This window comes from Litorilinea aerophila, from assembly GCF_006569185.2.
Taxonomy (GTDB): domain Bacteria; phylum Chloroflexota; class Anaerolineae; order Caldilineales; family Caldilineaceae; genus Litorilinea; species Litorilinea aerophila.
Genome location: NZ_VIGC02000004.1, coordinates 227,545 through 252,293 on the forward strand (window position 1 = coordinate 227,545; position 24,749 = coordinate 252,293).

The 24,749-nt window shown below is 65.6% G+C and carries 20 protein-coding genes; 9 read left to right on the plus strand and 11 right to left on the minus strand.

The genetic code is table 11. The features are described 5' to 3' along the window. Positions 1–12 precede the first annotated feature (12 nt). Entirely contained in the window at positions 13–474 is a 462-nt protein-coding gene (gene dtd / locus FKZ61_RS04410) for a D-aminoacyl-tRNA deacylase (protein WP_141608852.1), read from the plus strand. Positions 475–567: 93 nt separating this feature from the next. Beyond that, positions 568–1,164: a hypothetical protein gene (locus tag FKZ61_RS04415; protein ID WP_141608853.1), complete on the plus strand. Its 597-nt coding sequence runs from the start codon at positions 568–570 to the stop codon at positions 1,162–1,164. Positions 1,165–1,199: 35 nt separating this feature from the next. On the opposite strand, the gene hisN is transcribed toward FKZ61_RS04415, so the two are convergent. The 4 genes from hisN to FKZ61_RS04435 form a co-directional block, all read right to left on the minus strand. Further along, positions 1,200–2,006: a histidinol-phosphatase gene (hisN, locus tag FKZ61_RS04420; protein WP_229964137.1), complete on the minus strand. Its 807-nt coding sequence runs from the start codon at positions 2,004–2,006 to the stop codon at positions 1,200–1,202. Next, positions 2,003–3,199 carry a tetratricopeptide repeat protein gene (locus tag FKZ61_RS04425; RefSeq protein WP_141608854.1) on the minus strand — a complete coding sequence of 399 codons (1,197 nt, stop codon included), beginning with the start codon at positions 3,197–3,199 and terminating at the stop codon, positions 2,003–2,005. The genes hisN and FKZ61_RS04425 overlap by 4 nt, the downstream gene beginning before the upstream one ends. 58 nt (positions 3,200–3,257) lie before the next feature. After that, positions 3,258–4,046 (minus strand): vWA domain-containing protein, encoded by a 789-nt coding sequence (locus tag FKZ61_RS04430; RefSeq protein ID WP_170199237.1) that lies wholly within the window; start codon positions 4,044–4,046, stop codon positions 3,258–3,260. 173 nt (positions 4,047–4,219) lie between these two features. Beyond that, positions 4,220–5,332, minus strand: coding sequence for an ATP-binding protein (locus FKZ61_RS04435; RefSeq protein ID WP_170199239.1), 1,113 nt, complete (start codon positions 5,330–5,332; stop codon positions 4,220–4,222). A 393-nt stretch (positions 5,333–5,725) separates the two neighbouring features. Between FKZ61_RS04435 and FKZ61_RS04440 the strand changes: the two genes are divergently transcribed. The 3 genes from FKZ61_RS04440 to FKZ61_RS04450 all read left to right on the plus strand — a co-directional run bounded on the left by FKZ61_RS04440 (position 5,726) and on the right by FKZ61_RS04450 (position 8,772). Further along, a complete protein-coding gene (locus FKZ61_RS04440) occupies positions 5,726–6,391 on the plus strand; it encodes a sigma-70 family RNA polymerase sigma factor (protein ID WP_141608855.1) in 666 nt (221 codons plus the stop codon). Positions 6,392–6,499: 108 nt separating this feature from the next. After that, entirely contained in the window at positions 6,500–7,159 is a 660-nt protein-coding gene (locus FKZ61_RS04445; protein ID WP_141608856.1) for an anti-sigma factor family protein, read from the plus strand. A gap of 308 nt (positions 7,160–7,467) precedes the next feature. Beyond that, positions 7,468–8,772, plus strand: coding sequence for a polymer-forming cytoskeletal protein (locus FKZ61_RS04450; RefSeq protein WP_170199241.1), 1,305 nt, complete (start codon positions 7,468–7,470; stop codon positions 8,770–8,772). A 144-nt stretch (positions 8,773–8,916) separates the two neighbouring features. Here the strand turns inward: FKZ61_RS04450 and FKZ61_RS04455 are convergent, their stop codons facing one another. Next, a complete protein-coding gene (locus FKZ61_RS04455; RefSeq protein WP_170199243.1) occupies positions 8,917–9,906 on the minus strand; it encodes a PrsW family intramembrane metalloprotease in 990 nt (329 codons plus the stop codon). 209 nt (positions 9,907–10,115) lie between these two features. On the opposite strand from FKZ61_RS04455, the gene FKZ61_RS04460 reads away from it, so the two are divergent. Next, positions 10,116–11,102: a mannonate dehydratase gene (locus tag FKZ61_RS04460; RefSeq protein ID WP_141608859.1), complete on the plus strand. Its 987-nt coding sequence runs from the start codon at positions 10,116–10,118 to the stop codon at positions 11,100–11,102. A 39-nt stretch (positions 11,103–11,141) separates the two neighbouring features. Continuing rightward, positions 11,142–13,697 (plus strand): amino acid permease, encoded by a 2,556-nt coding sequence (locus FKZ61_RS04465; RefSeq protein WP_141608860.1) that lies wholly within the window; start codon positions 11,142–11,144, stop codon positions 13,695–13,697. A 106-nt stretch (positions 13,698–13,803) separates the two neighbouring features. Here the strand turns inward: FKZ61_RS04465 and FKZ61_RS04470 are convergent, their stop codons facing one another. Both FKZ61_RS04470 and FKZ61_RS04475 read right to left on the minus strand, forming a co-directional pair. Continuing rightward, entirely contained in the window at positions 13,804–15,204 is a 1,401-nt protein-coding gene (locus FKZ61_RS04470) for an ABC transporter substrate-binding protein (protein WP_170199245.1), read from the minus strand. A gap of 284 nt (positions 15,205–15,488) precedes the next feature. Continuing rightward, complete coding sequence (locus FKZ61_RS04475; protein ID WP_141608862.1) at positions 15,489–16,481, minus strand: ABC transporter ATP-binding protein; 993 nt, start codon at positions 16,479–16,481, stop codon at positions 15,489–15,491. Between the two features lie 400 nt (positions 16,482–16,881). On the opposite strand from FKZ61_RS04475, the gene FKZ61_RS04480 reads away from it, so the two are divergent. Further along, positions 16,882–18,810 carry an ATP-binding protein gene (locus tag FKZ61_RS04480; protein ID WP_141608863.1) on the plus strand — a complete coding sequence of 643 codons (1,929 nt, stop codon included), beginning with the start codon at positions 16,882–16,884 and terminating at the stop codon, positions 18,808–18,810. 11 nt (positions 18,811–18,821) lie between these two features. On the opposite strand, the gene FKZ61_RS04485 is transcribed toward FKZ61_RS04480, so the two are convergent. Together FKZ61_RS04485 and FKZ61_RS04490 are read right to left on the minus strand one after the other, a co-directional pair. Continuing rightward, positions 18,822–19,670 (minus strand): ABC transporter permease, encoded by an 849-nt coding sequence (locus FKZ61_RS04485; RefSeq protein WP_211358404.1) that lies wholly within the window; start codon positions 19,668–19,670, stop codon positions 18,822–18,824. A 289-nt stretch (positions 19,671–19,959) separates the two neighbouring features. Beyond that, the gene (locus tag FKZ61_RS04490; RefSeq protein WP_211358405.1) at positions 19,960–20,751 is read right to left on the minus strand and encodes an ABC transporter permease; all 792 of its coding nucleotides are present in this window, start codon (positions 20,749–20,751) and stop codon (positions 19,960–19,962) included. Between the two features lie 318 nt (positions 20,752–21,069). Here FKZ61_RS04490 and FKZ61_RS04495 point away from each other — a divergent pair, with 318 nt between their 5' ends. Further along, entirely contained in the window at positions 21,070–22,089 is a 1,020-nt protein-coding gene (locus tag FKZ61_RS04495; RefSeq protein WP_170199247.1) for a zinc-dependent alcohol dehydrogenase, read from the plus strand. A gap of 55 nt (positions 22,090–22,144) precedes the next feature. On the opposite strand, the gene FKZ61_RS04500 is transcribed toward FKZ61_RS04495, so the two are convergent. Together FKZ61_RS04500 and FKZ61_RS04505 are read right to left on the minus strand one after the other, a co-directional pair. After that, a complete protein-coding gene (locus FKZ61_RS04500; RefSeq protein WP_170199249.1) occupies positions 22,145–23,104 on the minus strand; it encodes a DUF362 domain-containing protein in 960 nt (319 codons plus the stop codon). 260 nt (positions 23,105–23,364) lie between these two features. Continuing rightward, positions 23,365–24,749: prealbumin-like fold domain-containing protein (locus FKZ61_RS04505; RefSeq protein ID WP_141608866.1), on the minus strand; the 1,385-nt coding region annotated here is incomplete at its 5' end.

Sequence of the window (24,749 nt, forward strand, 5' to 3'; positions counted from 1 at the left end):
TAGGTTAGAAGTATGCGTGCACTGATTCAACGAGTCAGCCAGGCCAGCGTGACGGTGGACGGGCAGGTGGTCAGCGCCATTGGGCGGGGCTTTCTGGTGCTCCTGGGGGTGACCCACAGCGACGGCCCGGAGGAGGCCGCCTACCTGGCCCGCAAGATCGCCGGCCTGCGGCTTTTCGAGGACGAGGCCGGGAAGATGAACCTGGGCCTGTTGGATGTGGGCGGCGCGGTGCTGGCCGTCAGCCAGTTCACCCTCTACGCGGATGCGCGGAAGGGACGGCGCCCCAGCTTCACCCGTGCGGCCCGTCCGGAAGAGGCCGAACCCCTGTACCAGGCCTTTTGTGCACGGCTGGCCGAGGAGGGGATACCGGTCCAGCAGGGGGTCTTCCAGGCCACCATGCAGGTGGCCCTGGTCAACGATGGCCCGGTCACCCTGTGGCTGGACACGGAAGAGTTGATGCCCAGGGCCGGGTAGGGGACGCGTACTGCGCCGCAAGGCGTAGTACACCACAAACGTTCCATCATGTACCCAGGTCAAGAATTACCCAGGTTAAGAAAGGTGGATTGGATGACTAAAGACAGCTATCTACTGGCAGAGGAACCGGCTGTAGATCTGGCCGTGGCTGAGGCCATGGCTGCCGAGCTAGAGGAGTATCTGATCAAAGACGATCTCTACCGAACGGTTATCGCCAAAACGCCCAAAGGGGAAGTCCGGGTCCGCATGACTGGCGGGGATCTCCTCTCCCGGCTGCTGCGTCTGCAAGGGGAGCGGGATCAGCTGACCCCCGAGGAGCAGGCCCGCCTGGATGCCCTCCAGCAGCAGGTGGACTCGGTGATCTACAGCCTGCGTCACCGGTTTCACGAGCGGCTGCAGCGGGAAATGAAGGCCCGCCTGGACAGCCTGCGCTGGTTCCTGGATGAGTGTCGGGAGGATCGGGCCCGTTGCCGGGCGGAATTTCCGTTCGAGATGCGCAACCGCCAGCGCATCGAGGAGATTCTCAAACAGTTGGGGGATCAGGTACCCCAGGAGCTGGCGGACGAGTTGCGGGCTGTGGACCAGCGCATTCGCCAGTATGCCCAGCCCAGCGATTTCATCTGGGATGAGCGCCTGAAGCCCATCTTTACGCCCCACCCGTACTGGTACCTGTACATGCGGCCGGCCTAAAGGCAGGTAGAGACGCACGGCCGTGCGTCTCTACCTTACGGATTCAGCCAGCGGATGACCTCGTCGTGGATGGTGCCGCCGGTGGCCACGATGCCGTCCCCCTGCAGGGGGTCGTTGCCGTGCCAGTCGGTGATCCGGCCGCCGGCGCCCTCGATGATGGGGATGAGGGCCATCAGGTCCCACGGGTTGAGCACCGGGTCGGTCATGATGTCGGCGCCGCCGATGGCCACCAGGTAGTAGCCGTGGCAGTCGCCCCAGTTGTGGTAGCGCTTCACCCGCTTGCTGAGGGCTTCGAAGGCCGGCCCATTCTGGTAGTTGAAGACATTCCAGTGGCTGGTGTTCAGGAGCACCGCGTCTTCGATGCGGTCGCAGGGCCGCACATGAACCGGGCGGCCGTTGAGGAGCGTCTGCCGCCCATCGCCCACCAGGAAATCGTCCAGGATGGGGTGGTGGATGACGCCCAGGCGCGGGCTGCCCTCCACCACCAGCGCGATCAGGGTGCCGAAGAGGTAGCTGCCGCTGATGAAGCTCTTGGTTCCGTCGATGGGGTCCAGCACCCACTGGTAGGGGGCGTCGGGCTGATAATGGCCGAATTCTTCTCCCAGGATGCCGTGCTCCGGGAACCGTTCCATGATCATCTCCCGCATCACCGCTTCGGCCTGGGTGTCGGCGATGGTGACCGGAGACAGATCTTCTTTCAGCTCAACCTGGAGATCGGCCCGGAAGTATTGGCGGATGATCTGGGCGCTGGCCATGGCCAGGCGCCGGGCGAAGGCGACATACTCGTCCAGCTCCAGGCTGGTGGCTGGATGGCCGGGCCGGGATACCGACGGGCTGGTCACGGCTGGGCCTCCGGGCTCAGGGTGGGGGTGGTCTGGTGCAGGGGCGCCAGCGCTTCCCGCTGTTCGGGGGTGTACAGTTCTTTGCTCATGAACCAGAGCCGGTATGGGAACTGGCGACCCTCACCCTGGGCTTTCAGCCGATTCAGGGCCACCTCCATGTTGGTGCGTGCCGACTCCAGATTGTTGCGAATTGCCCAGCCCACGCCGGCCAACCACAGGAGTATCCAGTGCGGATCCCGCTTCTCCCGGAGGATGCTCAGTATGCTGGATAGCCCGAGGTCTTCCGGATCGCCCAGATAATATTGGGAGAGGGTGAATTCCAGGAGGGCACGTTCCTGGTTCTGGCTCAAATCCTGGCGGACGGCCTGTTTCCACTCTTCTTGGGCTTCCCGTGGGCGGCCCATCAGCCGGTAGGTCAAGCCCCGCCAGAAGTGGGAGCGGATGGCGGCTGGATCCCGGTTGATGAAGGACAGGGCCTTTTCATAGTGGCCCTGCAGGACGAGCCGGGTGTACACTATGAAGGGGTTCAGGGGCGTGGAACTGAGTCGGTTTGCCTCCTCGTAGTAGGCGATTCCCTGCTCCCATTCGCCGGTTTCCATGGCGATCAACAGCTTTTGTTGCAGGAGGAGGAGCTGCCTCTGGTGAGGTTCCTCTTCCTCTGCCCCGGCGTACTCCGGCGAGAAAAGGAACTGTTCCAGGGCCTCAAGCCCTTTCCGGGCCGCATCCGGGCGTCCTATTTCCAGCCCGGCAAAAATCCATCGGATGAAATCGCCCTCTACGGCCCCTTCCCGCCTGGCAAGCTCCTCCAGGCGGGCCAGGGCCTGGTCAAAACGGCCTGCCTGCATCAGCACATCGGCTTCATGGTGATCCCAAAAGACCCGGTCTTCCGGGTCGATCTCTTGCCGGATCTGCTGGATGAGTGCCAGGACTTCGTCGTAGCGGTCGCGAACGAGCAGGTAGGATTGCAGACTGCCAGCCGCCTCTAACAGGAGGTTTTGCAGGCGGTTGTTACCCGCCTTGCGGGCGCTTTCCGGCAGCCGAGAGAGGCGGTCGACCAATTTCTGGTAGAGGGGGATGGCCTCGTCGTTGTAGTTGATGGCCTTCTGGTGGGCCTGGGCCAGTAGATCTTCCCAGCTTCCCTTGACCACGGGCCGATTCGTCTGTTGGCCGGCTCTGGATGGTTGCGTGCTCATTTCGGGCTGTTGTCCTTCGCTATCTTCCTGAATGGGCTGCCTGCGCTTGCCAGCCCCCTCACAGCTCGATCTCCCGTTTTACCGTGGAGAGAAGGGTCTCCGCGCGCAGGTCGGGCAGGTTGTAACAGGTGCCGCCCAGGGCTTCGGCCAGCTTCTGGGCCAGCCCCCGGTCGAAGGCCGCGTGTTCCATGTTGACCACGATGGAGCGCAGGGAAGCCTGCTGGAAAAGCTCGGCGATGCGGTTGGCCTCTTCCTGGGCGGGCATGCCGGTCATGCTCACGTTACCGGCCCCGTCGGTGAGGAGGATCATCAGGGGGCGCAGTTCGCTGTCCCGCCGCCGGGCGTTTTCGATGACCTGCCAGGCCAGGTAGAGGCCGCTGCTCAGGGGCGTCTTGCCGCCCACGGGCAGCTCCCGCAGGGCCTTCTGGGCCAGCTCCACGCTGTTGGTGGGGGGCAACACCAGGCGCGCCCGGTCCCGCTGGAAGACGATGAGGCCCACCTGATCCCGACGCTGGTAGGCGTCCACCAGCAGGCTGAAGATGGCTCCTTTGGTGGCCTCCATGCGTTCGCTGGCCGCCATGGACCAGCTGGCATCCACCACGAAGAGGATGAGATTGCCGGTGCGCCGGACCCGTACCTTGCGCTGCAGGTCGGTGCGGCGCAGCTTCAGGGCCAGGTCGTTGTCCGAGGTGGCCCGGCGCTGGCTCTGGTAGGGTGCGGCCGCGCGCAGGGTGGCGTCAAAGGCGATGTCCTCGGGGCGATCGCCCGCGGGTCGGGCCTTGATGTAGCGGCCCCGTTTCCGTTCGGTGCGGGTGTAGGATCGCTTGCCTGCCCGCTCCCGGGTCATCTTGTCCAGGGGGGTATCGAAGCGTTTGGCCTCGAAGGTCTCGCCGATCTGGACTGGCTTGCGGGCCCCTTTGCTGTCTCCGGGCGATGAACTCTGCTGGGGGGAGGCATCCGGCTCGGCGATGCCGCCTTCGCCGGCGTCAGCCGCGTCGCTGACGTCAGAGTCATCGCCCTCTATACTTTTTTTTCATCGGCCGCGGCTGCGCTGCCCTGGATCTCCAGGCTTTCCTGCTGCTCCTCGCCGGCGGCCTGTTCGGCCTCGGCCCGGGCCTGGCGCATGTTGCTCTGGAGCTGTTCCGGCGTCAGGGTAGCTTCCTGGAAGGGCTGCTTCTTCATGCGGTGGGGCAGGGCCAGTTCCGCCGCCAGCAGGATGTCCCGGTCGTTGATGGCCAGCCGGCCCTCGTAGGCGGCGTGGGCCCGGGCCGTGCGCAGGATGACGATGTCCGCCCGGTGGCCGTCCACCCGGAAGCTGGCGGTGAGGGCGGCGATGGTGTACATGTCCTTGTCGGTGTATTGAACCAGGTCGTAGCGCTGGCGGGCGGCGGTGATGCGCTGGCAGAGCTCCGCCTCGGCTTCCTGGTAGGCTGCGCGGAAGCCTTCCGGATCCTGCTCGTAGTAGATGCGCCGGCGCAGGATCTCCACCCGCTCCGCGGCGTCGGTGAGGCCCACCACATCCACGGCATGGGCGAAGCGGTCCAGCAATTGGGGGCGCAGGTCGCCTTCTTCCGGGTTCATGGAGCCCACCAGGACGAAGCGGGCCGGGTGCTGGAAGCTGATGCCTTCCCGTTCCACCACGTTGACCCCCATGGCCGCGCTGTCCAGCAGCAGGTCGACCACGTGGTCGTCCAGCAGGTTGACTTCATCCACGTAGAGAACCCCCCGGTTGGCTGCCGCCAGGACGCCGGGCTCGAAGTGGCGTTCGCCCCGCTGGATGGCCTTTTCGATGTCCAGCGTGCCGACCACCCGATCTTCGGTGGCGCTCACCGGCAGGTCCACAAAGGGGGTGGGCCGGGTTTCCACCGGCAGTTGGCCTTCCCGGGCCAGACGTTCCCGGCACTCGTCGCAGTAGAGGTCGGGCCGGGCCGGGTCGCAGCCGAAACGGCAACCCTGGACCACCTCGATGTTCGGCAGGAGGGCGGCCAATGCCCGGGCCGCGGTGGATTTGGCCGTGCCGCGTTCGCCGCGGATCAGCACGCCGCCGATCTGGGGGTTGATCGCGTTCAGGATCAGGGCACGTTTCATGCGCTCCTGGCCCACGATCGCCGAGAATGGGTAAGTCAGTCGCATGGGATTGGTCCTTCGATGGTTGTAGACGTCACACAATTAGGGAGGGCGAAGCACGCTTCGCCCTCGCCGCCTGATGATTCATTATAAACGAGGGTTCACCCCTGGAACAAAAACGCCCGGTCCAGTCCGGCAGAAATCTCTCCAACCTGGGCCCATGATTGAAATCATGGGCTGGGGCACCCCAAGTGCGTTGAAACGCACTCCACGGCGCGGATGGCACCCGGCTTGAATCCGTCAAGATGGTGAGCCCCCCGTGGGCCAGGTGGCCGCCTGAAACTTTTCTTTCCGCGCTCACGTATAGGGTGTTGGTCTATCTGGCCATCATCCATCTGGCCCCGGGGCCTGGATCCCGAGGCCATACAAGCAACGGGGACATTGCAGGACGAAAGCGACATGGATGACCAGGAAGCACGCTGGCTTGAACAGGCCCGGCAAGGAGACAGGGAAGCGTTCGGTCGCCTCGTGGAGGCGTACCAGCGACCTGTGTACAACCTGGCCTATCGCATGCTGGGCAATCCCCAGGAGGCCGAGGACGCGGCCCAGGAAACCTTCCTGCGCGCCTATGCCAACCTGGCCCAATACCAGCCGGGACGTAAGTTCAGCACCTGGCTGCTGTCCATTGCCAACCACCATTGCATCGACCGCCTGCGCAAACGGCGGGTGAAGAAGCTGTCCATCGACGAAAATCCGGTGTTGCAGAATCTGGCCGGCGAGCTGCCCCAGCCGGAAAATCAGGCCCTGGCCCAGGAGCAGCATCGGATCGTCCAGCAGTTGCTGGCGCAACTGGCGCCCGAGTACCGCACTCCCCTGATCCTGCGCTACTGGGAGGAATACAGCTACGAGGAGATCGCCCAGACCATGGAGCTGACCGTGGCCGCGGTCAAGAGCCGCCTCTTCCGGGCCCGCCAACAGATGGCCCGGCTCTATCTGGAACAGGAGTCCGCGGCTGCGCCGCCCCCAGGCCAGCCCCAACCCGACCGCCACCGCCAGGCCGCCGGAGAGGAGCCAGACTCCCAGCCCCGGCGCCTGCAGATGGCCGTGGCTGGCGGGTGGCTTTGAGGCGGCAGGGTGGCAGATCGTAGAACCGTCCCAGAGAGCTGCCCAGGGTGGAACAATTGGGTGCAACAATTGGGGAGAACAATTGAGGTGAAACAACCGAGGTGAACCATGAACGAGCCGAAAAATGATGCCCCATGGGCCATGCACCCGGAACCGGGTCCTCTGGCCGTTGCTCCGGCCGGGGTGGGCGGCTACCCGGCACCTACGCCGGCCGAGGCCGCCGAGTTTAGCCTGCTCATGTCCCTGGCCCTGGATGAGGCCCTGGAGCCGGCGGAAATGGCCCGTTTTCAGCGCTACCTGGCCACCTACCCCACGCTGGCCACCCAGTGGCGGCGCTGGCAACAGATGGACGAACGGCTGCGGGCCGTGCCGGCCATGGAGCCCCCGCCCGAATTTCGGGCCAACGTGCTGGCCCGCCTGGATCGGCAGACAAGGCGACAGCGCCTGTGGCTGGGCACGGGCATTGCCTTCCTTTCCCTCTTGCTCTGGCTCACGGCCCTGGGCGGCACCTACCTGCTGGTGACCTTCCTCTTCTTCCAGCAGGCGGAATGGCTGGTCCACCTGGTGCACTGGGTGGCCTACTGGTCCGCCGCAGCCAGCGAAGGGCTTGCAGCCCTGCGGGCCACAGTGATAAGCTTACTGGCAACCCCCCAGGTCCGGCTGCTCTGTGGAATGTACCTGCTGTCGGCCTTCCTGATCCTGGGTTTGTGGACCCGGCTGCTGCGCCGTAGCACCCAGGTGGAGCCGGGGGTATGGGCTGAAGGGTGAGGCCCATGCTGGCTGAGTGCAACCTGGGATCCGGTTTCTGTCCCCCGTCGGTGGGGACGCCATCCTGGAACGTGAGATCGAGGTAGACGATGAAACAGATTGGACAAAACAGGCGTTGGCTCCTGGCGGTGCTGGTCGTGGCCGCCGCAGCTCTCTGGTTGGGTAATTCGGGCTGGTGGCAGATCACCGGTGGATCGGCCCCGACACTGGCCCAAGGATCCGTCCGGCCGCCCTTCTCCGGCCAAATTCCGGCAGCAGGACCGGCGGCGTGGGGCAGCATGGCCAGGGTCGCGTGGGCCGGCCAGCCCATGCCAATCCCAACGGACGGCGCGCGGGAGATCTTCCAGGGGGATCTGGTGGTGGAGGCCGGCCAGACCCTGGACGGCGATGTGGTGGTCTACAGCGGCAATGTCACCGTCCACCCGGGCGGACGGATTCAGGGCAACCTGATCGTCTATAGCGGGGACATCCAGGTGGCGGATGGCGCCGTGGTGACAGGGGACGTGGCGGCCTTCAGCGGCAACGTGGATGTGGCGGGCGAGGTGAGCGGCAACATCGCCTCCTGGAGCGGCCATGTCCGGCTACGGCGCTCTGCCCATGTGGGGGGCGATGTCAGCGTCCTCAACGGCGACATTGAGCAGGAAGAGGGCGCCTTTGTGGCCGGCAACCTGGTGCGGGGGCCCCGTTTCCAACTGCCCCTGCTCTCAGGTCAGGAGCTCCCCTCCAGCGCCAACGGCGCGCTGGAAGCGGCCAGCCAGCCCCGCTCCTTCGGGGGCCTCCTCCTGCTCCTGTTGTTGCGGCTGATGGCCGCGGTGGCCTTTACCGCCATCGTGGTGGGGGCGGCCGTATTGCTCATGAGCGCCTGGCCCGATGTGGTGGAGCGGGTGGACAGGACCCTGCAGGCGGAGACGGCCCTGAGCTTCGCGCTGGGGCTGTTGAGCAACCTGGTCTTGCTCTTCCTGGCCCTGCTCCTGGGCATCACCCTCTGCCTGGCGCCGGTGGCCCTGATCCCGGCCCTGCTGCTGCTGGCCCTGAATGTGGTGGGATGGGCGGCGGTGGGCCGGGCCGTGGGCGAGCGCGTCGCCGGCTACACCCAGATGACCCTGCGCCCCGTGGCTGCCACTGCAGTGGGAACGCTGCTGTTGACGGGGAGCGGCTCGGTGTTGTGGGCGCTGGGGAGCTGTTTCCGCTGGCTGGCCTTTATCTACTTCCTGCTGGTGGCCTCGGCGGGCGCGGGCGCGGTGCTGTTGCCCTGGCTGCGGCGTGGGCGAAGCGCCCTGCAACAGGCGCCAGCCCCCAGGCCTTCCACGGGGCCGGCCGAAGGCCCCGCCCAGACCTCGCCCCCGCCGGCGGAGCCCCCCGCCACGCCCGTCGCGCCGGTGGTGGAGACGCCTGTCGCCCCTGCCGCCGCGGATGACCTGACCCGCATCCGGGGCATTGGCCCGGTCTTTGCCGCCCGGCTCCAGGAGGCGGGCGTGCGCACCTTCGCCGACCTGGCCGGGTTGACGCCCGAGGCGGTGGCGGAGATCATCGGCTGGCCGGTGCAGCGGGTGTTGAATTCCGACCTGATCGGCCAGGCCCGCAGCCTGGCTCAAGAGGCCGGAGAGCTGTAGGGAAGCCCCGGGCAGGACGACGAGACGGGAGTGGGAGCCCTGTCGGCAGTGTGCTGGCAGGGCTCCCGTTTGATTGGGCTCCTTGATTGGTTCTGTTTGATGGGGTTGCCCGATTGGCCTGCCGGGCCAGTGGTGGGCTAGGGCTCAGGCCAGGGAGGGTCGGGTTTCCCGGAGCTCTTCCCGCAGGCGCTGGATGTCCTGGAGCAGTTCGGGCTCCCGCTCCGCCCCCAGGAGGCGCAGGCGGTGCTTGCGCATGGCCAGCTCCACGCAGAGTTGCCTGCGCCGGGCCGCGTCCCGTTCGGCCTGGGGCCGCCGGCGGAAGGGGCGCCGCCAGCGCTGGCGGGTCAGACTTTGAAACTCCTCCTCCGCCAGCAGATCGCCCACCTCGTCGGCCAGCTCCGTGCGGATGGTGTGGCGCTCGTGTTGCCAGGCCAGCACGGTGACCACCAGGATCAGGCCGAAGCCACCCCCTGCCACCATCAGGCTCAGGAGCAGCCCCAGGGCGTTGATCGATGCCAGGCTGGCGCCCAGGTTGTGGAGGCTGTGGGTGAGGATGGCGGCCAGCAGGCCCAGGCCGATGTAGAGCAGCCGGGTGCTGCGTCGGGTGGCGTGGCGGGCCAGGCCCAGGCCCATGCCGATCAGGGCGGTGTAGAAGGCGTGGTTCAGCCCGAAGATCACGGCCCGCAGGAAGATGATCAGGGAGAGGTGGCCAAAGCCCCCCTGGTCGAAGGCCCCCACAAAGTAGAAAAAGTTCTCGGTCATGGCAAAGCCGAAGCCCACCAGCGCGCCGTAGAGCAGCCCATCCAGCAGGCCGTCGAACTCCTGGCGCATCCAGCGGAAGATAATCAGCAGCACCAGCCCCTTGGCCAGCTCCTCCACCACCGGCGCCACCACGGCACTTTCCATCACCGCTTCAGCCACGCTGCCCGGCGCGTCGATGAAAGGGCTGCCGATCAGGATCTCGCCCACCAGGCTGGCGATGATGGCCGGGATGGCGCCCCAGATGAAGACCAGGCTGGCCAGCCAGAGGGGCTCCCGCTCGTAGCGGTCGGCCCAGTAGAAGATGGCCACGTAGAACAGGTTGGGGATGACGGCGGCAAAGAGGCTGATCAAGAGGGCAGCCAGCAGATCCATGGGGCACGCTCCAGGGTGAATGGATGAATGATGGACAGGGCGATGGACAATATGCCGGTCGGCCAAAAGTGTAAAGCAGAGGCGACTTCGGGGCAAGTCTGCTGGCGTCCTGGCATGTGATGTATAATTGGCTCTGGCCGGCGCAGATGTCAGGCGCGCCAAGGTCATGGACAGAGCCTGGGAACGAGGCAATCATAAAGGAGGCAACCATGTCGGAGGGAATGCGCATTGGGGTCGGGCAGTTCAGCGAACTGACCGACGAGATGTTGGTCTACATCCAGCAGTTGGGGGCCCGGGATTTCCTGATGAACACTCCCAAGTTGCCCGGCGAGCAGGAGTGGGCCTATGAGGACCTGCGGGCCCTGCGGGAGCGGGCCGAGGGGGCCGGGCTGCGCCTCATGGCCCTGGAGAATGTCCCGGTGCACTTCTACGACAAGGTCATGCTGGGGCTGCCCGGCCGAGACGAGCAGATCCAGCACATGGCCAACACCATCCGCAACATGGGCCGGGCCGGCATCCCCATCCTGGGTTACCACTGGATGCCCAGCCGGGTGTGGCGCACGCCCGAGCCGGCCACCCTGCGGGGCGGCGCCCGGGCCACCCGCTTCAACCTGGCCGAACACGACCCCAACCAGTTGACCCACGGCCGGGTGTACACCGCCGAGGAGATGTGGGACAACTACGTCTACTATCTGGAGCGGATCCTCCCGGTGGCCGAGGAGGCCGGCGTCACCCTGGCCCTCCATCCGGACGACCCGCCGGTGCCCATGCTGGGCGGCGTGGCCCGCATCTTCCATAGCTTTGAAGGGTTCAAGCGGGCCATGGATACCTTCGACAGCCCCAACCATGGCCTGGACTTCTGCATCGGCTGCTGGTCGGAGATGGGCGGCATGGAGACGGTGCTGCAGGGGATTCGCTACTTTGGCCCCCGGGGCAAGATCGTCTACGTCCACTTCCGGGATGTGCAGGGCACGGCCACCTGCTTCAACGAGTGCTTCCTGGGCGAAGGCAACCTGGATACCCTGGCGGTCATGATGGCCCTGAAGGAGGCCGGCTTCACCGGCTTCATCATCGACGACCACGTGCCCCAGATGATCAACGACACGCCGTGGGGACACCGGGGCCGGGCCTTCGCCACCGGTTACCTCACCGCACTTATCGAGGTCGTCCAGAAGCTTCCCCTGGCCCAGCACTGAGCCGGGCCTCTGGCGCTTTGGCAACTTTGGAGATCCCTCATGTCACAGCCCCAAACCGAACTGAGCCGGGACCTCTCCCTGTTCGACGTCACCATGATCGGCGTCGGCGCCATGATCGGCGCCGGCATCTTCGTGTTGACCGGCATCGCCGCCGGCGCGGCGGGGCCGGCCCTCATCCTGGCCTTTGCCCTCAACGGCATCATCACCCTCTTCACCGCCATGGTCTACGCTGAGCTGGGCTCGGCCATCCCCGAGGCCGGCGGCGGATACCTGTGGGTGCGGGAAGGGCTGCCGGGTCCCAACGCCTTCCTGGCCGGCTGGATGAGCTGGTTTGCCCACGCGGTGGCCGGCAGCCTCTACGCCCTGGGCTTCGGCTCCTACCTGGTGCTGGTCTTTTCCGAGCTGGGGATGCTGCCCGCCAGCCTGGACACCCCCTGGTTCCACAAGGTGGTGGCGGTGGCCATCATCCTCATCTTTGTGGCCATCAACTTCCGGGGCGTCTCCGAGACGGGCACGGCCGGCAACATCGTCACCGTGCTCAAGGTGGTGGTCCTGGGCATCTTCATCGTCAGCGGCCTGTGGGCCATCTACCGCCACCCCATCTACCTGGACAAGTTCCAGAACTTTGCCCCCAACGGCTGGATCGGCATCCTGAGCGCCATGGGGCTGACCTTCATCGCCTTCGAAGGCTACGAGATCATTGTCCAGACCGGCGAGGAGGTGAAGAACCCCCGCCAGACCCTGCCCCGGGCGGTCTTCCTCTCCCTGGCCATCGTCATTCCCATCTACATCCTGGTGGCCTTTGTGGCGGTGGGCGCCGTGAACCCGGACACGAATATCCCCACCTACCAGTGGCTGGCGGAACACGCGGAGCTGGGCGTGGCCGAGGCGGCGCGCCAGTTCATGCCCCTGGGGACGGTGCTGCTCCTGATCGGCGGCCTCCTCTCCACCATGAGCGCGCTCAACGCCACCACCTTCTCCTCCACCCGGGTCTCCTTTGCCATGGGCCGGGACCGGAACCTGCCCAACCTCTTCGCGGCCATCCATCCCCGCACCCGCACGCCATACCAGGCCCTGATGGTAAGCGGCGCCCTGATCACCTTCATGGCCGTGGCCATCCCCATTGAGGATGTGGCCGCGGCTGCGGACATCATGTTCCTGCTCCTCTTCCTCCAGGTGAACCTGGCGGCCATCACCCTGCGCAACAAGTACGGCGACCGGCTTCACTACGGCTACCTGACCCCCTTCTTCCCGGTCATTCCCATCCTGGGCGTGGTGACCGAGCTTTTCCTGGCTGTCTTCATGTTCCACTATTCGGCCGTGGCCTGGTACTTCACCGGCGCCTGGATCTTGATCGGCCTGGGCATCTACTACTTCTACGCCCGCAAGCGGCTGGAAGCTCGCACCCGGACGCCCATCATGCGGGCCGAGCGGCGCACGGTTCCCCAGCCGGAAAAGGGCTACGCCGTTCTGGTGCCCATCGCCAACCCCGATTCCCTGCCGGTGCTCCTGCGGCCGGCCATCCAGGCCGCCCGGGAAAACGACGGCTACGTGCTGCTGCTGCACGTGGTGACGGTGCCGCCCCAGTTGCCCCTCTCCGCCGGCCGCCGCTACGTGGAGCAGAGCCGGGCCCTCACCGACCAGGCGCTCCAGATGGTGGAGGACGAAGGCGTGGAGGGAGAGGTCCTGGTGCGCATCGCCCATCAGCCGGCCCAGGCCATCATCCAGACGGCCCGGGAGCGCCAGGTCCGGCTGCTGATCATGGGCTGGCGGGGGCGCAGTCGGAATCCCAACACCTACATCGGCAGCAACATCGACACCATCATCCACCAGGTCAACTGCCAGGTCATGGTGGTGCAGCAGACACCGCCGCCGCCCTTCAACCGCTTCCTGGTGCCCATTGCGGATCCTCTGCAGACGCCCTACGCCCTGGCGGCCGTCCACCTCCTGGCCGATCCCCGCTTCAGCGAGGTGGATGTGGTCCACGTCTTCGCTCCGGGCACGGAGCAGGCCCGGCGGGAGGCGCTCCTGGGCGAGATCCAGGCCCAGATCGACGCCTATCGCCAGGCCCACCCCGGGCTGGATGACATGCGCATCAGCCTGCGGGGCGTGGAGGGTAGCAACGTGCTGGACGTGCTGGTCCAGGCCGCGCGCAAGCACGACTGCGTGATCCTGGGCGCAACCCGGGAGAGCTGGCTGAGGCAGCAGATCTTTGGCAACCTGCCGGCCCGGTTGGCGGGGCAGCTGGAGACCTCGGTGGTGCTGGTACGCCCCCAGACTGGGCCGGTGGGCTTTGGCCTGGCCCGCCTGCTCCACTACGTCCGGGGGGGCTATCGCATCATCGAGCCGACTTCGGCGCAGGAGCTGCAGGAGCAGGGCATCCTGGCGCCCCAGCCCATCCACAACCCGGAAGACCTGCATACTGCGGTGAACAAGAAGAGTCTGCTGGGGGCGGGGCTGTTGGGCCTGCTGTCGGTGCTCCTCATGTACTGGGGAGACGGAAGTGGCTTCACCTGGCTGGGCGTGGGAATCTACCTGCTCTGTCTCTTCTGGTTCACGTGGAGCTCGGTGCGGGGAATCCTGGCCGCCACCTGAGGGGTGGGCTCGTAAATCCCGGCAGAAATTCGCCGCTCGTTTCCACAGAGGGAGCGCGCCCCGAGGGCACCTGGAACTTCTGCCGTGGGATTGACGCCAGACTGTACTAGCGGCTGGCGGGCGCCTCTTCCGTGCGGTATTTCTCCGGCCAGATGATGGGCATGGCCGCTGCATCCTGGCCGGCTTCGGTGTATTGGAGGAACAGAAGCGGGTAGTCTGGCCACTGGTGCCACATGTAGGCCGGCACCGTCTCACCGTCGGGCGGGTTGGCCCGGCCGTAGGGGAAGTAGTAGTGGCCGCCGGCCAGCTCCACGTCGCTCTCCTCCAGGGCCCTGATCAGGTCGTCTCCGGCCGGCGTGGTGGCCCGGTTGAGGGCGTCCGCCACCAGGCGCAGGCTATCGTAGGCGGTGAAGGCATAGCCTTCCGGCCAGGTGTCGAAATACTGCCGGTATTTGCCGGCGAAAGCTCGTCCCATCTCGCCCACCGTGGACTCCCAGGCGCCCACCCGGGCGACGACCGTGCCCGTCCCTTCGGGAACCCGTTGCCAGAAGAGGGGGCTGTTCAGGGCCACCGAGTTCATCACCAACACCGTCTGCCGTTGGGGGCCGATGCCGGCCCCCAGGAGCTGTTGGGCCAGGTTCAGGGCCGACTCCCCTTGCACCAGCAGGAAGATGGCGTCCGGCAGGGTATCCATGGCCACGATCCGGGCGATGACCGAGGTGAAGTCGTCGGCGGGCAGGTCCACGGGCAAGGTCTGGGTTTCGATGCCGAACTGGGGTAGCCACTGGCGGAGGCGTTCATCCAGGATCTGGCCGTAGGTGCTATTTTCGGCCAGCAGTACAGCCAGCAGGCGGCCGTCTCCGTTGCGGTCGCCGGTGCTGGCCATCCACTCTGCCGGCCAGCGGCCCACCATGCTGTTGGTGGGGCCGATGCGGAAGACCTCCGGCAGGGTCTGGGCGGTGATCTCATCTGCCCGGGCTTCGGCCACCACCAGGGGGATGCCGAAGGTGTGGGCCACCTGGGCCACGGCCATGCCCACGTTGCTGTGGAAGATGCCCACAATGGCGCTGACGCAGTCCTGGGTGATCAGGCGCTGGGCATACTGCGCGGCCCGCTCGGGAATCCCGGCGGAGTCGTAGGTGATCAGGCGCACAGGTTTGCCCTGGATGCCGCCGCTGTCGTTGACGTCGGTGGCGGCAATGGTCAACGCTGCCTGCATGCTGAAGCCGTAGCGGGCTGCCCCCGGTTTGGAGAGGGGCACGATGGCACCGATGCGGATCTCTTCGGCCTGATCCAGGCTTTCGGGCCGGCACGCCTGGGGCGGCGTGGGGGTCGCTTCCACCACAATCTGTTGGGTGATGATGCGGGTCACCTCAACGGTGACGGGGACCTCGATCCGCTGGGGGGCGGGCGGGGTGGGCGACGGAGCTTCGCTGCGCTGGCAACCCATCAACGAAAGGCAAGCGCACAGCAGCACCGCATAGAGTAGCAATTTCGGGTGATCCACAACCTTCTCCATTGTTGGTCAGGGTAAGAGGGGGGAGATAGGGTGATGGTCCACGCGCAGCTTGGCCGCGAGTATATCACCATCTCCAGGTCCGGTCAAACCACCCCGCATCTTTCCAGCCGATAGGTATGATTTCGGGTGTCGTTTGGGAGGGTACCGGTGTCCCGTAGGGGCGGGCCCCTGTGCCCGCCCGAAGCGGGCCGCCACGGGGGGCGACCCCTACCGGTGGTGACCGCCCCCGGTGGGTGAAGGGGTGGCGACGGATGCGCGGCTCGCAACTGTGCCTACGTGCGGGGATGGCGGTTTTCGTAAATGCGGCGGATGGTCGACTCGATTTCTGGCTCCCGCACGCTCAGGTCCTGCACCCGGTAGCGGGCCGACAGCCGCCCGATGAGCTCCGAGGCGGAGAGCGCCTGCCGGCTGAAGCGGTACGTCACCCGCAGGCCCTGGCGCTCCACCACCTCCGCGCCAGGCACCGAGACGTCGTCGTACTCCTCGGCCAGATCCACCACCATCTCCCGATGGGCGCCAAACCGTTCCAGCAGGTCGGGCAGGCTCCCGTCGAAGAGCAGCCGGCCGTGGTCGATGATCATCACCCGCCGGCACAATTTCTCCACGTCCTGCAGATCATGGGTGGTCAGCACCACGGTGGTGCCCCGTTCCCGGTTGATTTGCCCGATGAAGCGGCGGATCCGATCTTTGGCTACCACGTCCAGGCCGATGGTGGGCTCATCCAGGAAGAGAAGCTGCGGATCGTGGAGCATGGCCGCGCAGAGGTCGGCCCGCATGCGCTGGCCCAGGGAGAGGGATCGCACCGGCGCGTGGATGAAGGCATCCAGTTCCAGCATCTGGCGAAATTCGGCCAGATTTTGGCGGAAGCGATCCGGCGGGATGCGGTAGATGTGCTGTAACAACTCCAGGGACTCGATGACGGGCAGGTCCCACCAGAGGGTGGTGCGCTGGCCGAAGACGGCGCCGATGCGACGCACGTACTGTTCCCGCTGGCGCCAGGGGACGAAGCCGCCGACGGTCACGGTGCCCCCGCTGGGGACCAGCAGGCCCGTCAGCATCTTGATGGTGGTGGACTTGCCGGCGCCGTTGGGGCCCAGGTAGCCCACCATTTCGCCCGGCTGGACGGTGAAGCTGATGCCGTCCACCGCCCGCACCGGTTCGAAATCTCGGGAAACGAGCCGGCGCAGGGTACCCCAGCGGCCCGGCCGATGGCGGCGGATCCGAAAGTGTTTGGTGAGGTTCTCCACGTGGATGATGGGTGTCATCCTTCCCCCTTGCTCTCTACTGGCGCTTCTTGTGATCCCGTTCCCCCCCTGGGCCTTCTCTGTGCCCTCTGGGGTGCAATGCAGCCATGACTCTCCTGCAAAAAGGGCATTTTTGAACGCAGAGGCGCAACGAAACGCAGGAAAACCTAACCCGAATCAGCGTTCATCTGCGTGGGTCAGCGTCCTCATTTGACCTTTGTGCAGTAGAGCCAGCCATGATACCCCATTCGTCGCCGTCCCCCAAAGGTGGACGCCAGGCTGTACCCAGACTGACAGTTGCCAGGGGCCCCTTTGTCTGTTAAACTGGCCGTCAGGACACCAACCCCGATGTGGAGGTGACGGCAGGTGTGCCTTAGCCCCTTACTTTGCCTCCTCGAACAGAAAAACCAGGGTTCTTTTCATGTCTCGTATCCTGCTGTTGCTGGATGATTGCCGGGAACGTGACCGCCTGGGCCATCTGCTGGGAGCTTCCTATCAGCTCCTTGTCTCCCCAGACGGTGGGCTGGAGGTTCCCTTCGACCTTTGTGTCCTGGATGGCCCGACCCTGGCGCGATTGGCTGCACGGCTCCAGGCCCGCAAGGCAGCCGCACAGCCGCACTTTCTGCCTTGCCTGTTGGTGGCCACACCCCAGGACCGGGCGCTGGCGCGCGCCCATCTGGGCCAGGTGGTGGACGAGCTGATCTTCTCGCCGGTGGAGCCCCTGGAGCTGGAGGCGCGAGTGGAAAGCCTGCTCCATCGGCGGCATCTGTCAACCGAGCTGGAACGCCGGGTGGCCGAGCGAACGGCCCAGCTGCAGGAGAGCGAGACCCGCAATCGGATCATCGCCAACCTGATCTCCGATTACGCCTACATCTTTCAGGTGCTGCCCGACGGAACCCTGCGGGGCGAATGGGTGACCGAATCTTTCACCAACACCTTTGGGCTGACCCTGGAGGAGGTCACCGCCCGGGGCGGCTGGCAGAGCCTGGTCCTGCCCGAGGACCTGCCCATCGCCCGGGAGCATGCCCGCAAGGTGGCCGGCGGGCAGAGCGACGTGTGCGAGATGCGCTGGATGACCGCCGATGGCCAGGTACGCTGGCTGCGGGATTACGCCCAGCCGGTCTTTGACGATTCGGGCCAGCGGGTGATTCGTATCTTTGGCGCTTCCCAGGACATCACCGAACGGAAACATCTGGAAGCCCAGCTGTTGCAGGCCCAACGGATGGAATCCATTGGCCGGCTTGCCGGCGGGGTTGCCCACGATTTCAACAACCTCCTGAGTGTGATCATCCTCCGGGCCGAGCTTGCCCTGAATCGGATGCCTGCCCACCATCCCCTCTCCGAGGATCTGTTCAAGATCCTGGACACGGCCAGACTCTCCGCGGATATTGTCCGGCAACTCCTCACCTTTGCCCGCCAGCAGCCCAACGCTCCCCAGGTTCTGAATCTCAATGAGGCGGTAGAGGCCCACCTCCACATGCTGGGGCGGCTGATCGGCGAGCAGATAGAGCTCCGGTGGCATCCCGGCCAGGATCTGTGGCCGGTTCGGGTCGACCCTGCCCAGATTCACCAGATTCTCAGCAACCTTTGTCTGAATGCCCGGGACGCCATCGTCGGGGACGGCAGGATCGTCATCGAGACCAGCAACGTGGTGATCGACGACGCCTATTGCCGGTGGCATCCCGATGCCGTGCCTGGCGAGTATGTGCTGCTCATGGTGGCTGACAACGGCATGGGGATGACCCCGGACATCCTGAGCAGGATTTTCGAACCGTTTTTCACCACCAAGGAAATCGGAAAGGGAACCGGGCTGGGGTTGGCGACTGTGTACGGCATTGTGAAACAGTATGATGGTTTCATCCATGTATACAGCGAGCCGGGACAAGGAAGTACCTTTAAAATCTATCTGCCCCGATACCGGGGCGATACCCTGGTTGAGGTCCGCGCCGAAGCCGATGTGCCGCAGGGCAATGGCGAGGTCATTTTGGTGGTGGAGGATGAGCCGGCCGTGCTGGATGTGGTCCGGGCGCTGTTGGAAGATCTGGGGTATGTCGTGCTGGCTGCGGGCCGCCCCAGCGAAGCCCTGAAGCTGGCCGAAGACCCCAACACCCACATCGATCTGCTGCTCAGTGACATGGTCATGCCCGAAATGGGCGGCCCAGAGCTGGCCGAACGGTTGCAAGCCCTCCACCCGGGGCTAACCGTCCTTTTTATGTCCGGCTACACCTCCAGCCTGCATGGGGCACCGGTTCGGGCGTCCGATGCGAAATTTCCCTTTCTCCAAAAACCTTTCACCATCCAGACCATGGCGGAGGCAGTGCACCGGGCCCTCCACCCCAAAGGCGCCTAGACCCGGTCCGCCTACGTGCCCGTGCTCTGGTAATGGCGGATGCCGAAGCGCCAGAAGGCCAGGGCCAGGAGCAGGGTGCCCACCCCGATCACCGGCGACAGGAAGGGTGCAAAGGCCGGCAGGTGAAAGGGATCCGGCCGATCCAGGAAGTAGAGGGCCGGGTAGTAATTGAGAAAGATGGCCGGCACAATGTAAGTGACGATGCGACGTAGCCAGTCCGGGTAGATGTGCATGGGATACTGCATCATTTCGCTGCCGCCGTAGGTGAGGATGTTGACCACCTCGATGGACTCCACAGTCCAGAAGGTGATGGTCGCGCCCATGATGAAGAGCCCGCCAAAGAAGCAGATCAGGCCAATGACCACCCACGGCAGATAGAGGATCTTGCCCAAGGTCCACTGGATGTCGGCCAGGTAGACGGCCAGGGCAAAGATGGCCACCCCCTGGAAGACATGGCCCAGCCGCCGCAACACGAATTCGTCGCCCAGGACCTGGACGGTGATGTTGACCGGCCGCAGCAGGAGCTGGTCGAAGGTTCCCCGGCGCACCCGCTGGCCGAATCGGCCCGGGTCAAAGCCGCTGAAGATCAGGTCCATGAGGCCGAAGGACATCTCCACCGTGCCCCAGAGGAAGGCCACCTCCCCCAGCCGCCAGCCTCCCAGGTTGCCAAAGCGCTGGAGCACCAGGGCCAGGGCCAGGAAGAAGAGGAAGAGGGTGGTCATGGTGGCGAAGACCTCCAGCAGGAACGCGGCCCGATACTCCATTTGGGCCCGAATCTGCACGCCGATCAGCCGCCGGTAGATGGTGAGGTGGAAACGCCACCAGGTGATAATCTGCTCCACTTTTGTCCTCGCCAACATGGGGCGCCTGCCACAACCCCTTCTGGACGCTGCTCTGTTTCGTTTGGACCGGCATTCTCAGATGCCGACTTCGCGTGGCGATGGTTGGCCGTTTGCGGAGGGAGCATCCTCCGATGCGGCGCTGTTCCCTCTGGGTCGGCATCTGAGTGCTTCATGCACTTTCATGGCATCGCGGGGGAGGAAAAATCGGCATGATCCGCAGGTCACGCATCCCTGGGTGACATGGATTCCCACCCCGTTGGGTGCGGATGTCCGGCCAGGAGACCGGACCTACCAATCCGTGTTCATCTCACCCTCCCTGGATCACCAGCCGACCCAGGCCGGCCCGCAAGACCAGGCTACACAGAAGCGCCAGCGCAGCCGCCCACGCCAGCTGGACGGCCAGCGCCTGGAGCAGGGCCGGCCCCTGGAGCAGACCCAGGTAGACCTCAATCACCGTGTTCACCATGGAGGGAAATGGCGTCAGGTGGCTCAGGTCGATGAACCACTGGGGGAAAAAGCGCAGGGGCATGAAGAAGCCGGAGAGCACCCACGCGCTGCCGAACGCGAAGCGACCGATCCCCCGCGCGTTGGGCGTCCAGAAGGAGGCCAGATTGACCAGGAAGCGCCAGCCGAAGCTGACCAGCCAGGAGAGAAAGAGCGCGGCGGCCAGGCCCATCCACTGGACCATGCCCTGGGGCACGGTGAGGTCCACCACCAGCGCGTAGAGCAGCAGGATGCTCAGCCCCCGAGTCACCAGCGCCACCAGCGCCCGTCCCAGGTCCAGCGCCAGCCAGAAGCGAAAATAGCCCAGCGGCTTGAGCAGATCCGCGCCCACCTGGCCAGTGTAGACCGAGTCCATCAGGTCGTACCAGCCAAAGATGCTCAGGTAGGCGATGGCCGCCTGGGTCAGACCCGTGTAGGTGATGGCATCCTGCACCGTCATGCCGGCCACTTCTTCCCGGGCGCCGTAGAGGGCCATGAGCACCACCGCCCGCAGCAGGCCAAAGAACAGGTTGGTCATCAGCCCGGCCAGGGTGGCAGCCCGATAGGTGAGCTGGCGTCGCACAGCCAACAAGGTCAATTCCCAAAACAACCGCATGGCTCCAGCCGCTCCCGGATTTCCTGTGGGTGTATGGCAAAAGGAAGGTGTCCCCGCAGGGACGCAGCGGACCCGGCCAAAAGCTCTATGCCCGCTGCGTGGCACGGACCGCCCAGTATAACACCGGCCCGTGCCTGGCCCAAATGGGCGTGGTGCAGGTGTCTTGTCGGTTGGGAATACCTTTCACCCGCTGGGGCCCATGGCCCCGCCGGGCATCACACCCATTCGCCGCTGCGGCGCCGGGCTGGTGCAATGCCAGAGATTTCCCATTCGATCCACATCCCAATATCCACACCCCAACAGAGCGGAGGTTTTCCCATGCAGATCCGGCAGGTTGTGGTCACCGGTCAAAACCAGGTGGTGCTCGAGGAGGCGGAGCTAGAGGAAGGGCCCCTCGGCCCGGATGAGCTCCTGATCGAAACCCAATACACCTTCATCAGCGCGGGGACTGAACTGGCCAACTACACCGGCCGTGAGCCCAAGGTCTTTCAGCCGGGCCAGTGGTGTACGTATCCCTGGAAATCGGGCTATGCCAACGTGGGGGTGGTGCGGGCCGTGGGCGAGCGGGTCACCCGGGCCCGGCCCGGGCAGCGGGTCTTCACCTACGGCAACCATGCCTCGGCCCTGCGCTACAGCCAGCAGCGCCTGGTGGTGCCCGTGCCAGAGGAGATGGACGGCGTCCTGGCCGCTGCTTCCCGCATGGCCGGGGTAGCGGCCACCGTGCTCTTCGTGGCCGAAATCCGGGAGAATCCCTGGGTGGCCGTCTTCGGCCTGGGGATGGTGGGGAATCTGGCGGCCCAGTTCTTCCAGGCCCGGGGCTGCCGGGTCATTGGCGTGGACCCGGTGGCCCATCGCCGGGAGCTGGCCGGCCGCTGTGGCATTGAGACCACCGTAGGCGGCCAGCCAGAGGAGGTCCAGGCCCAGATCCTGGAACTGACCGGCGGCGAGGGGGCCGACATCACGGTGGACGCGGTGGGCCACAGCGGCGTGGTGATGCAGGCCCTTCGGGCCACCGCCCGCTTCGGGCAGATCATCCTGCTGGGCACGCCCCGGGTCTCGGTGCCGGGTGACCTGACCGATCTCCTCTCGGACGTGCACCTGCGCATGATCACCGTGCGGGGCGCGCTGGAGTGGCTGCTGCCCATGTACCCGGACATCGGCAAACGCCCCTCCCAGTACAGCAAGCAACAGATGATTTTCGACTGGATCCAGCGGGGCAAGCTCCAGCTCGAGCCGCTCATCTCCCACCGCCTGCCGCCCACCCAGATCCGGGAAGCCTACGAAGGGCTCCTCCACCAGCCGGAGACCTACACGGGCGTGGCCCTGGTCTGGGAGTGATGGGTGGTGCGTAGGGCGCCCACTGCTCCACGTACCCCCTTCAGGCCGCGGCAGGTCAGGCCGGCAGGAACCGGGCGGCTGCCGGCTCGTGCCACTGCATCTGCAAGGGCGTCTTTTCGTGGGGCTTGAAGGGGGTGATCACCTCTTCCAGCCGCGTCCCCCGGACTTCAATCTGAGCCAGATCGGCCACGCCCATGCCCAGCTGATGGCCGTAGTGGAGCAGGCCCAGCTCCAGGGGTTCGAAGCCCATGGCCCGGGCCATGACCGCGTCCGCGGCGAAGACATCCACGCTGGCCACAGCCACGCCGAAGCCGGGCACCGCGTCCTCCCCGCCCGGACCGTTCCCCTGCAGGCCGTCGGTGCCGTCGATCACGGCGATGTCCGGGCTCAGGAAGCGGGCCAGACGGATCAGGTTGATGTTGAGGATGCGGGCTTCGTCGGGCAGCCGCCGCTCGGGGTGGCTGGGAAAGCCGTGCATCTTCACCCGGTCCGCCTTGCAGATGGTGCCCATGATCATGTTCTTCAGGGCCAGGGTCACCACACAGACGTCGTGGGTCTTGGCCACGGCCATGGAGATGGTGCAGGGGCAATCCAGGACCGTTTTGGGCATGCGCACAGTGGTCTCGCTGTGGTCGGCCAGAATGATGGGCGTCTCTACCCATTCCGTCTCCTGGTTCAGGTCCACCAGGCGAATGGGCACGTCGTACTCGTCCACCAGCGCGTGATAGCCGAAGTTGCGAAAGGCCTCCCCCGGGATTTTCTCGTTGCCTCCCTCGGCGATGAGGATCTCCTGGGGCGGCTCCGGAGTGCTGAGTAAAAAGTCGATGGCGCCCCGCAGGGCGTCGGGGTGGCTGGAGGCCAGCTGATTGGTGCTGGACAGAAAGTTGGGCTTCAGCATGACCTGGGGCCGAAGCCGTGGGATCACCTCCTCGCGCACCAGATCCAGGGCCTGGTAGACGTTGGCGCGTCGGTCCTGGCCGTGGACCAGCCCGACCCTGGCTGCGGCTTTGTTCATGGGAGTCCTCCTCGTGGCTGTCATCGCATGGGTTTCGGTCGGCAGGGTCTAATCCCTATGGACGAATTATACCTGCAAGCGACGCAGGGGAAAATGAGCCCCGTTCCTGTCCGCGCTGTCCGCCGCTCTCATCCGCAGAAAATGCGCGGTAGAGGCGCACAGCCGTACGCCTCTACCGCGGTCCTCTGTCACCCGCCCTTGCGTGACCTGCGTACTACGTACCACACACCAAGCCTGCATCCATTGGCCTATTTCCGCCCTCAATGCTGTACCAGCGGCAGGAAGATCCGCTGAGTGCCCGGGGCCGGCGGCTGATCCCGGGGATCAAGGCCGGTGGGGTTCAGGGGCTCCACGAAGGTAGCCGGAATTTCCACACAGCTGTTGTCATCTTCCACGGGACCATCCGGCGTGTAGTTGCCCGGTGTGGAATCGATGTCCAGCCGGGAGTCGGTGTAGATCTCGGCGCAGTTTTCCAGGGAGCGGCTGGTTAAAACGTCCGGCGAGACACGCAGGATGATGGGCACGCTCACCGTCTCGCCCGGCCCGATGGACGGGATGAGGATGGTGGGATGGTTGGCGCCCACGGTCCATTGGGGATTGTCGGCCGGGTTGAAGGTAAAGTCCTGGGGCCGGATGTAGTCCACCACCACCACGTCGGTGGCCGTGTCTCCCCCTTGATTGGTGACGTGAATGGTAAAGGTGACCGCATCCCCGGGCCGGATGGTGGTCAAGACCTCCGGCAGGGATTTCACCAGGGCCAGGTCGTGGAGCGCGTTCACGAAGGTGCAGGTCACCGTTTCCCCTGCTGCCAGGTCGATGCTGCCGGGCTCGCTGCCGTCATCACAGGTGGCCTCCTGGAGGGTCCAGCCCCGGGGCAGAGGCGCTTCGGCCACCTGGTAGGTGCCGGGGAGCAGGGGGCCAGAGTCGTGGGACTCGCTATCGCCCAGGTCGAACTCGCCCAGATCTCCAGTGAAGCTGAACTGGCCCGCCGCCCCTTCCGGCACTGTGCGCTTGATCACGATGATGCGTCCGGTGCAGAGCTGGCCGGAGCTGGTGAGGCGGTCCTGCTCCACGCCGTTGACGGCGATGACGAGGGTGTTGGAGCCCTCGGTGTTGGTGGAGAGCTCGACGGTGCCGTTGGCGGGAGCGGTGTCAGAGCCGGACTGGTTGGTGCCCTCCAGCTGGTAGGTGAAGGTGACGGGGTAGGGGTTGGGGTTGGTGACCTGCCAGCGGCGGGAGATGTCCGGGTTGTCGGAGCAGAGCTCGGCCAGGGAGAGGGGGGAGAAGGCGTCGTGGGTGTTGGCGACCGAGGCGTTGGCGGTGGCACCGGCGGTGACGGTGGCGGGGGAGCCGGAGATGACGGTGGTCCAGGCGGTGCCGGCGTCGGTCTCGGTGATGGTGTAGGCGCCCACGGCGATGTTGTTCCAGGAGAGGATGCCGCCGTCGGGACCGATGGACTGGCAGTTGCCGTTGGGGTAGGCGGGTCCGGTGATGCAGATTTCAAAGGACTGGGTGGCGTCCGGGGGGAAGCCGTTCCAGTCCACGGTCTTGGTCACCTGGAGGTTGCCGGATTCAGGTCCGCAGAGCTGGCCGGAGCTGGTGAGGCGGTCCTGCTCCACGCCGTTGACGGCGATGACGAGGGTGT

What these genes read in the sequence shown, in the direction of transcription:
- FKZ61_RS04495 (WP_170199247.1), top strand. Translation starts at nt 21,070, where the DNA reads ATGCAGATCCGGCAGGTTGTGGTCACCGGTCAAAACCAGGTGGTGCTC.
- FKZ61_RS04455 (WP_170199243.1), bottom strand. Translation starts at nt 9,906, where the DNA reads ATGGATCTGCTGGCTGCCCTCTTGATCAGCCTCTTTGCCGCCGTCATC.
- FKZ61_RS04450 (WP_170199241.1), top strand. Translation starts at nt 7,468, where the DNA reads ATGCCAATCCCAACGGACGGCGCGCGGGAGATCTTCCAGGGGGATCTG.
- FKZ61_RS04440 (WP_141608855.1), top strand. Translation starts at nt 5,726, where the DNA reads ATGGATGACCAGGAAGCACGCTGGCTTGAACAGGCCCGGCAAGGAGAC.
- FKZ61_RS04430 (WP_170199237.1), bottom strand. Translation starts at nt 4,046, where the DNA reads ATGACCCGGGAGCGGGCAGGCAAGCGATCCTACACCCGCACCGAACGG.
- FKZ61_RS04490 (WP_211358405.1), bottom strand. Translation starts at nt 20,751, where the DNA reads ATGCGGTTGTTTTGGGAATTGACCTTGTTGGCTGTGCGACGCCAGCTC.
- FKZ61_RS04485 (WP_211358404.1), bottom strand. Translation starts at nt 19,670, where the DNA reads ATGTTGGCGAGGACAAAAGTGGAGCAGATTATCACCTGGTGGCGTTTC.
- FKZ61_RS04475 (WP_141608862.1), bottom strand. Translation starts at nt 16,481, where the DNA reads ATGACACCCATCATCCACGTGGAGAACCTCACCAAACACTTTCGGATC.
- FKZ61_RS04465 (WP_141608860.1), top strand. Translation starts at nt 11,142, where the DNA reads ATGTCACAGCCCCAAACCGAACTGAGCCGGGACCTCTCCCTGTTCGAC.
- FKZ61_RS04445 (WP_141608856.1), top strand. Translation starts at nt 6,500, where the DNA reads ATGAACGAGCCGAAAAATGATGCCCCATGGGCCATGCACCCGGAACCG.
- dtd (WP_141608852.1), top strand. Translation starts at nt 13, where the DNA reads ATGCGTGCACTGATTCAACGAGTCAGCCAGGCCAGCGTGACGGTGGAC.
- FKZ61_RS04460 (WP_141608859.1), top strand. Translation starts at nt 10,116, where the DNA reads ATGTCGGAGGGAATGCGCATTGGGGTCGGGCAGTTCAGCGAACTGACC.
- FKZ61_RS04415 (WP_141608853.1), top strand. Translation starts at nt 568, where the DNA reads ATGACTAAAGACAGCTATCTACTGGCAGAGGAACCGGCTGTAGATCTG.
- FKZ61_RS04425 (WP_141608854.1), bottom strand. Translation starts at nt 3,199, where the DNA reads ATGAGCACGCAACCATCCAGAGCCGGCCAACAGACGAATCGGCCCGTG.
- FKZ61_RS04435 (WP_170199239.1), bottom strand. Translation starts at nt 5,332, where the DNA reads ATGCGACTGACTTACCCATTCTCGGCGATCGTGGGCCAGGAGCGCATG.
- FKZ61_RS04500 (WP_170199249.1), bottom strand. Translation starts at nt 23,104, where the DNA reads ATGAACAAAGCCGCAGCCAGGGTCGGGCTGGTCCACGGCCAGGACCGA.
- FKZ61_RS04480 (WP_141608863.1), top strand. Translation starts at nt 16,882, where the DNA reads ATGTCTCGTATCCTGCTGTTGCTGGATGATTGCCGGGAACGTGACCGC.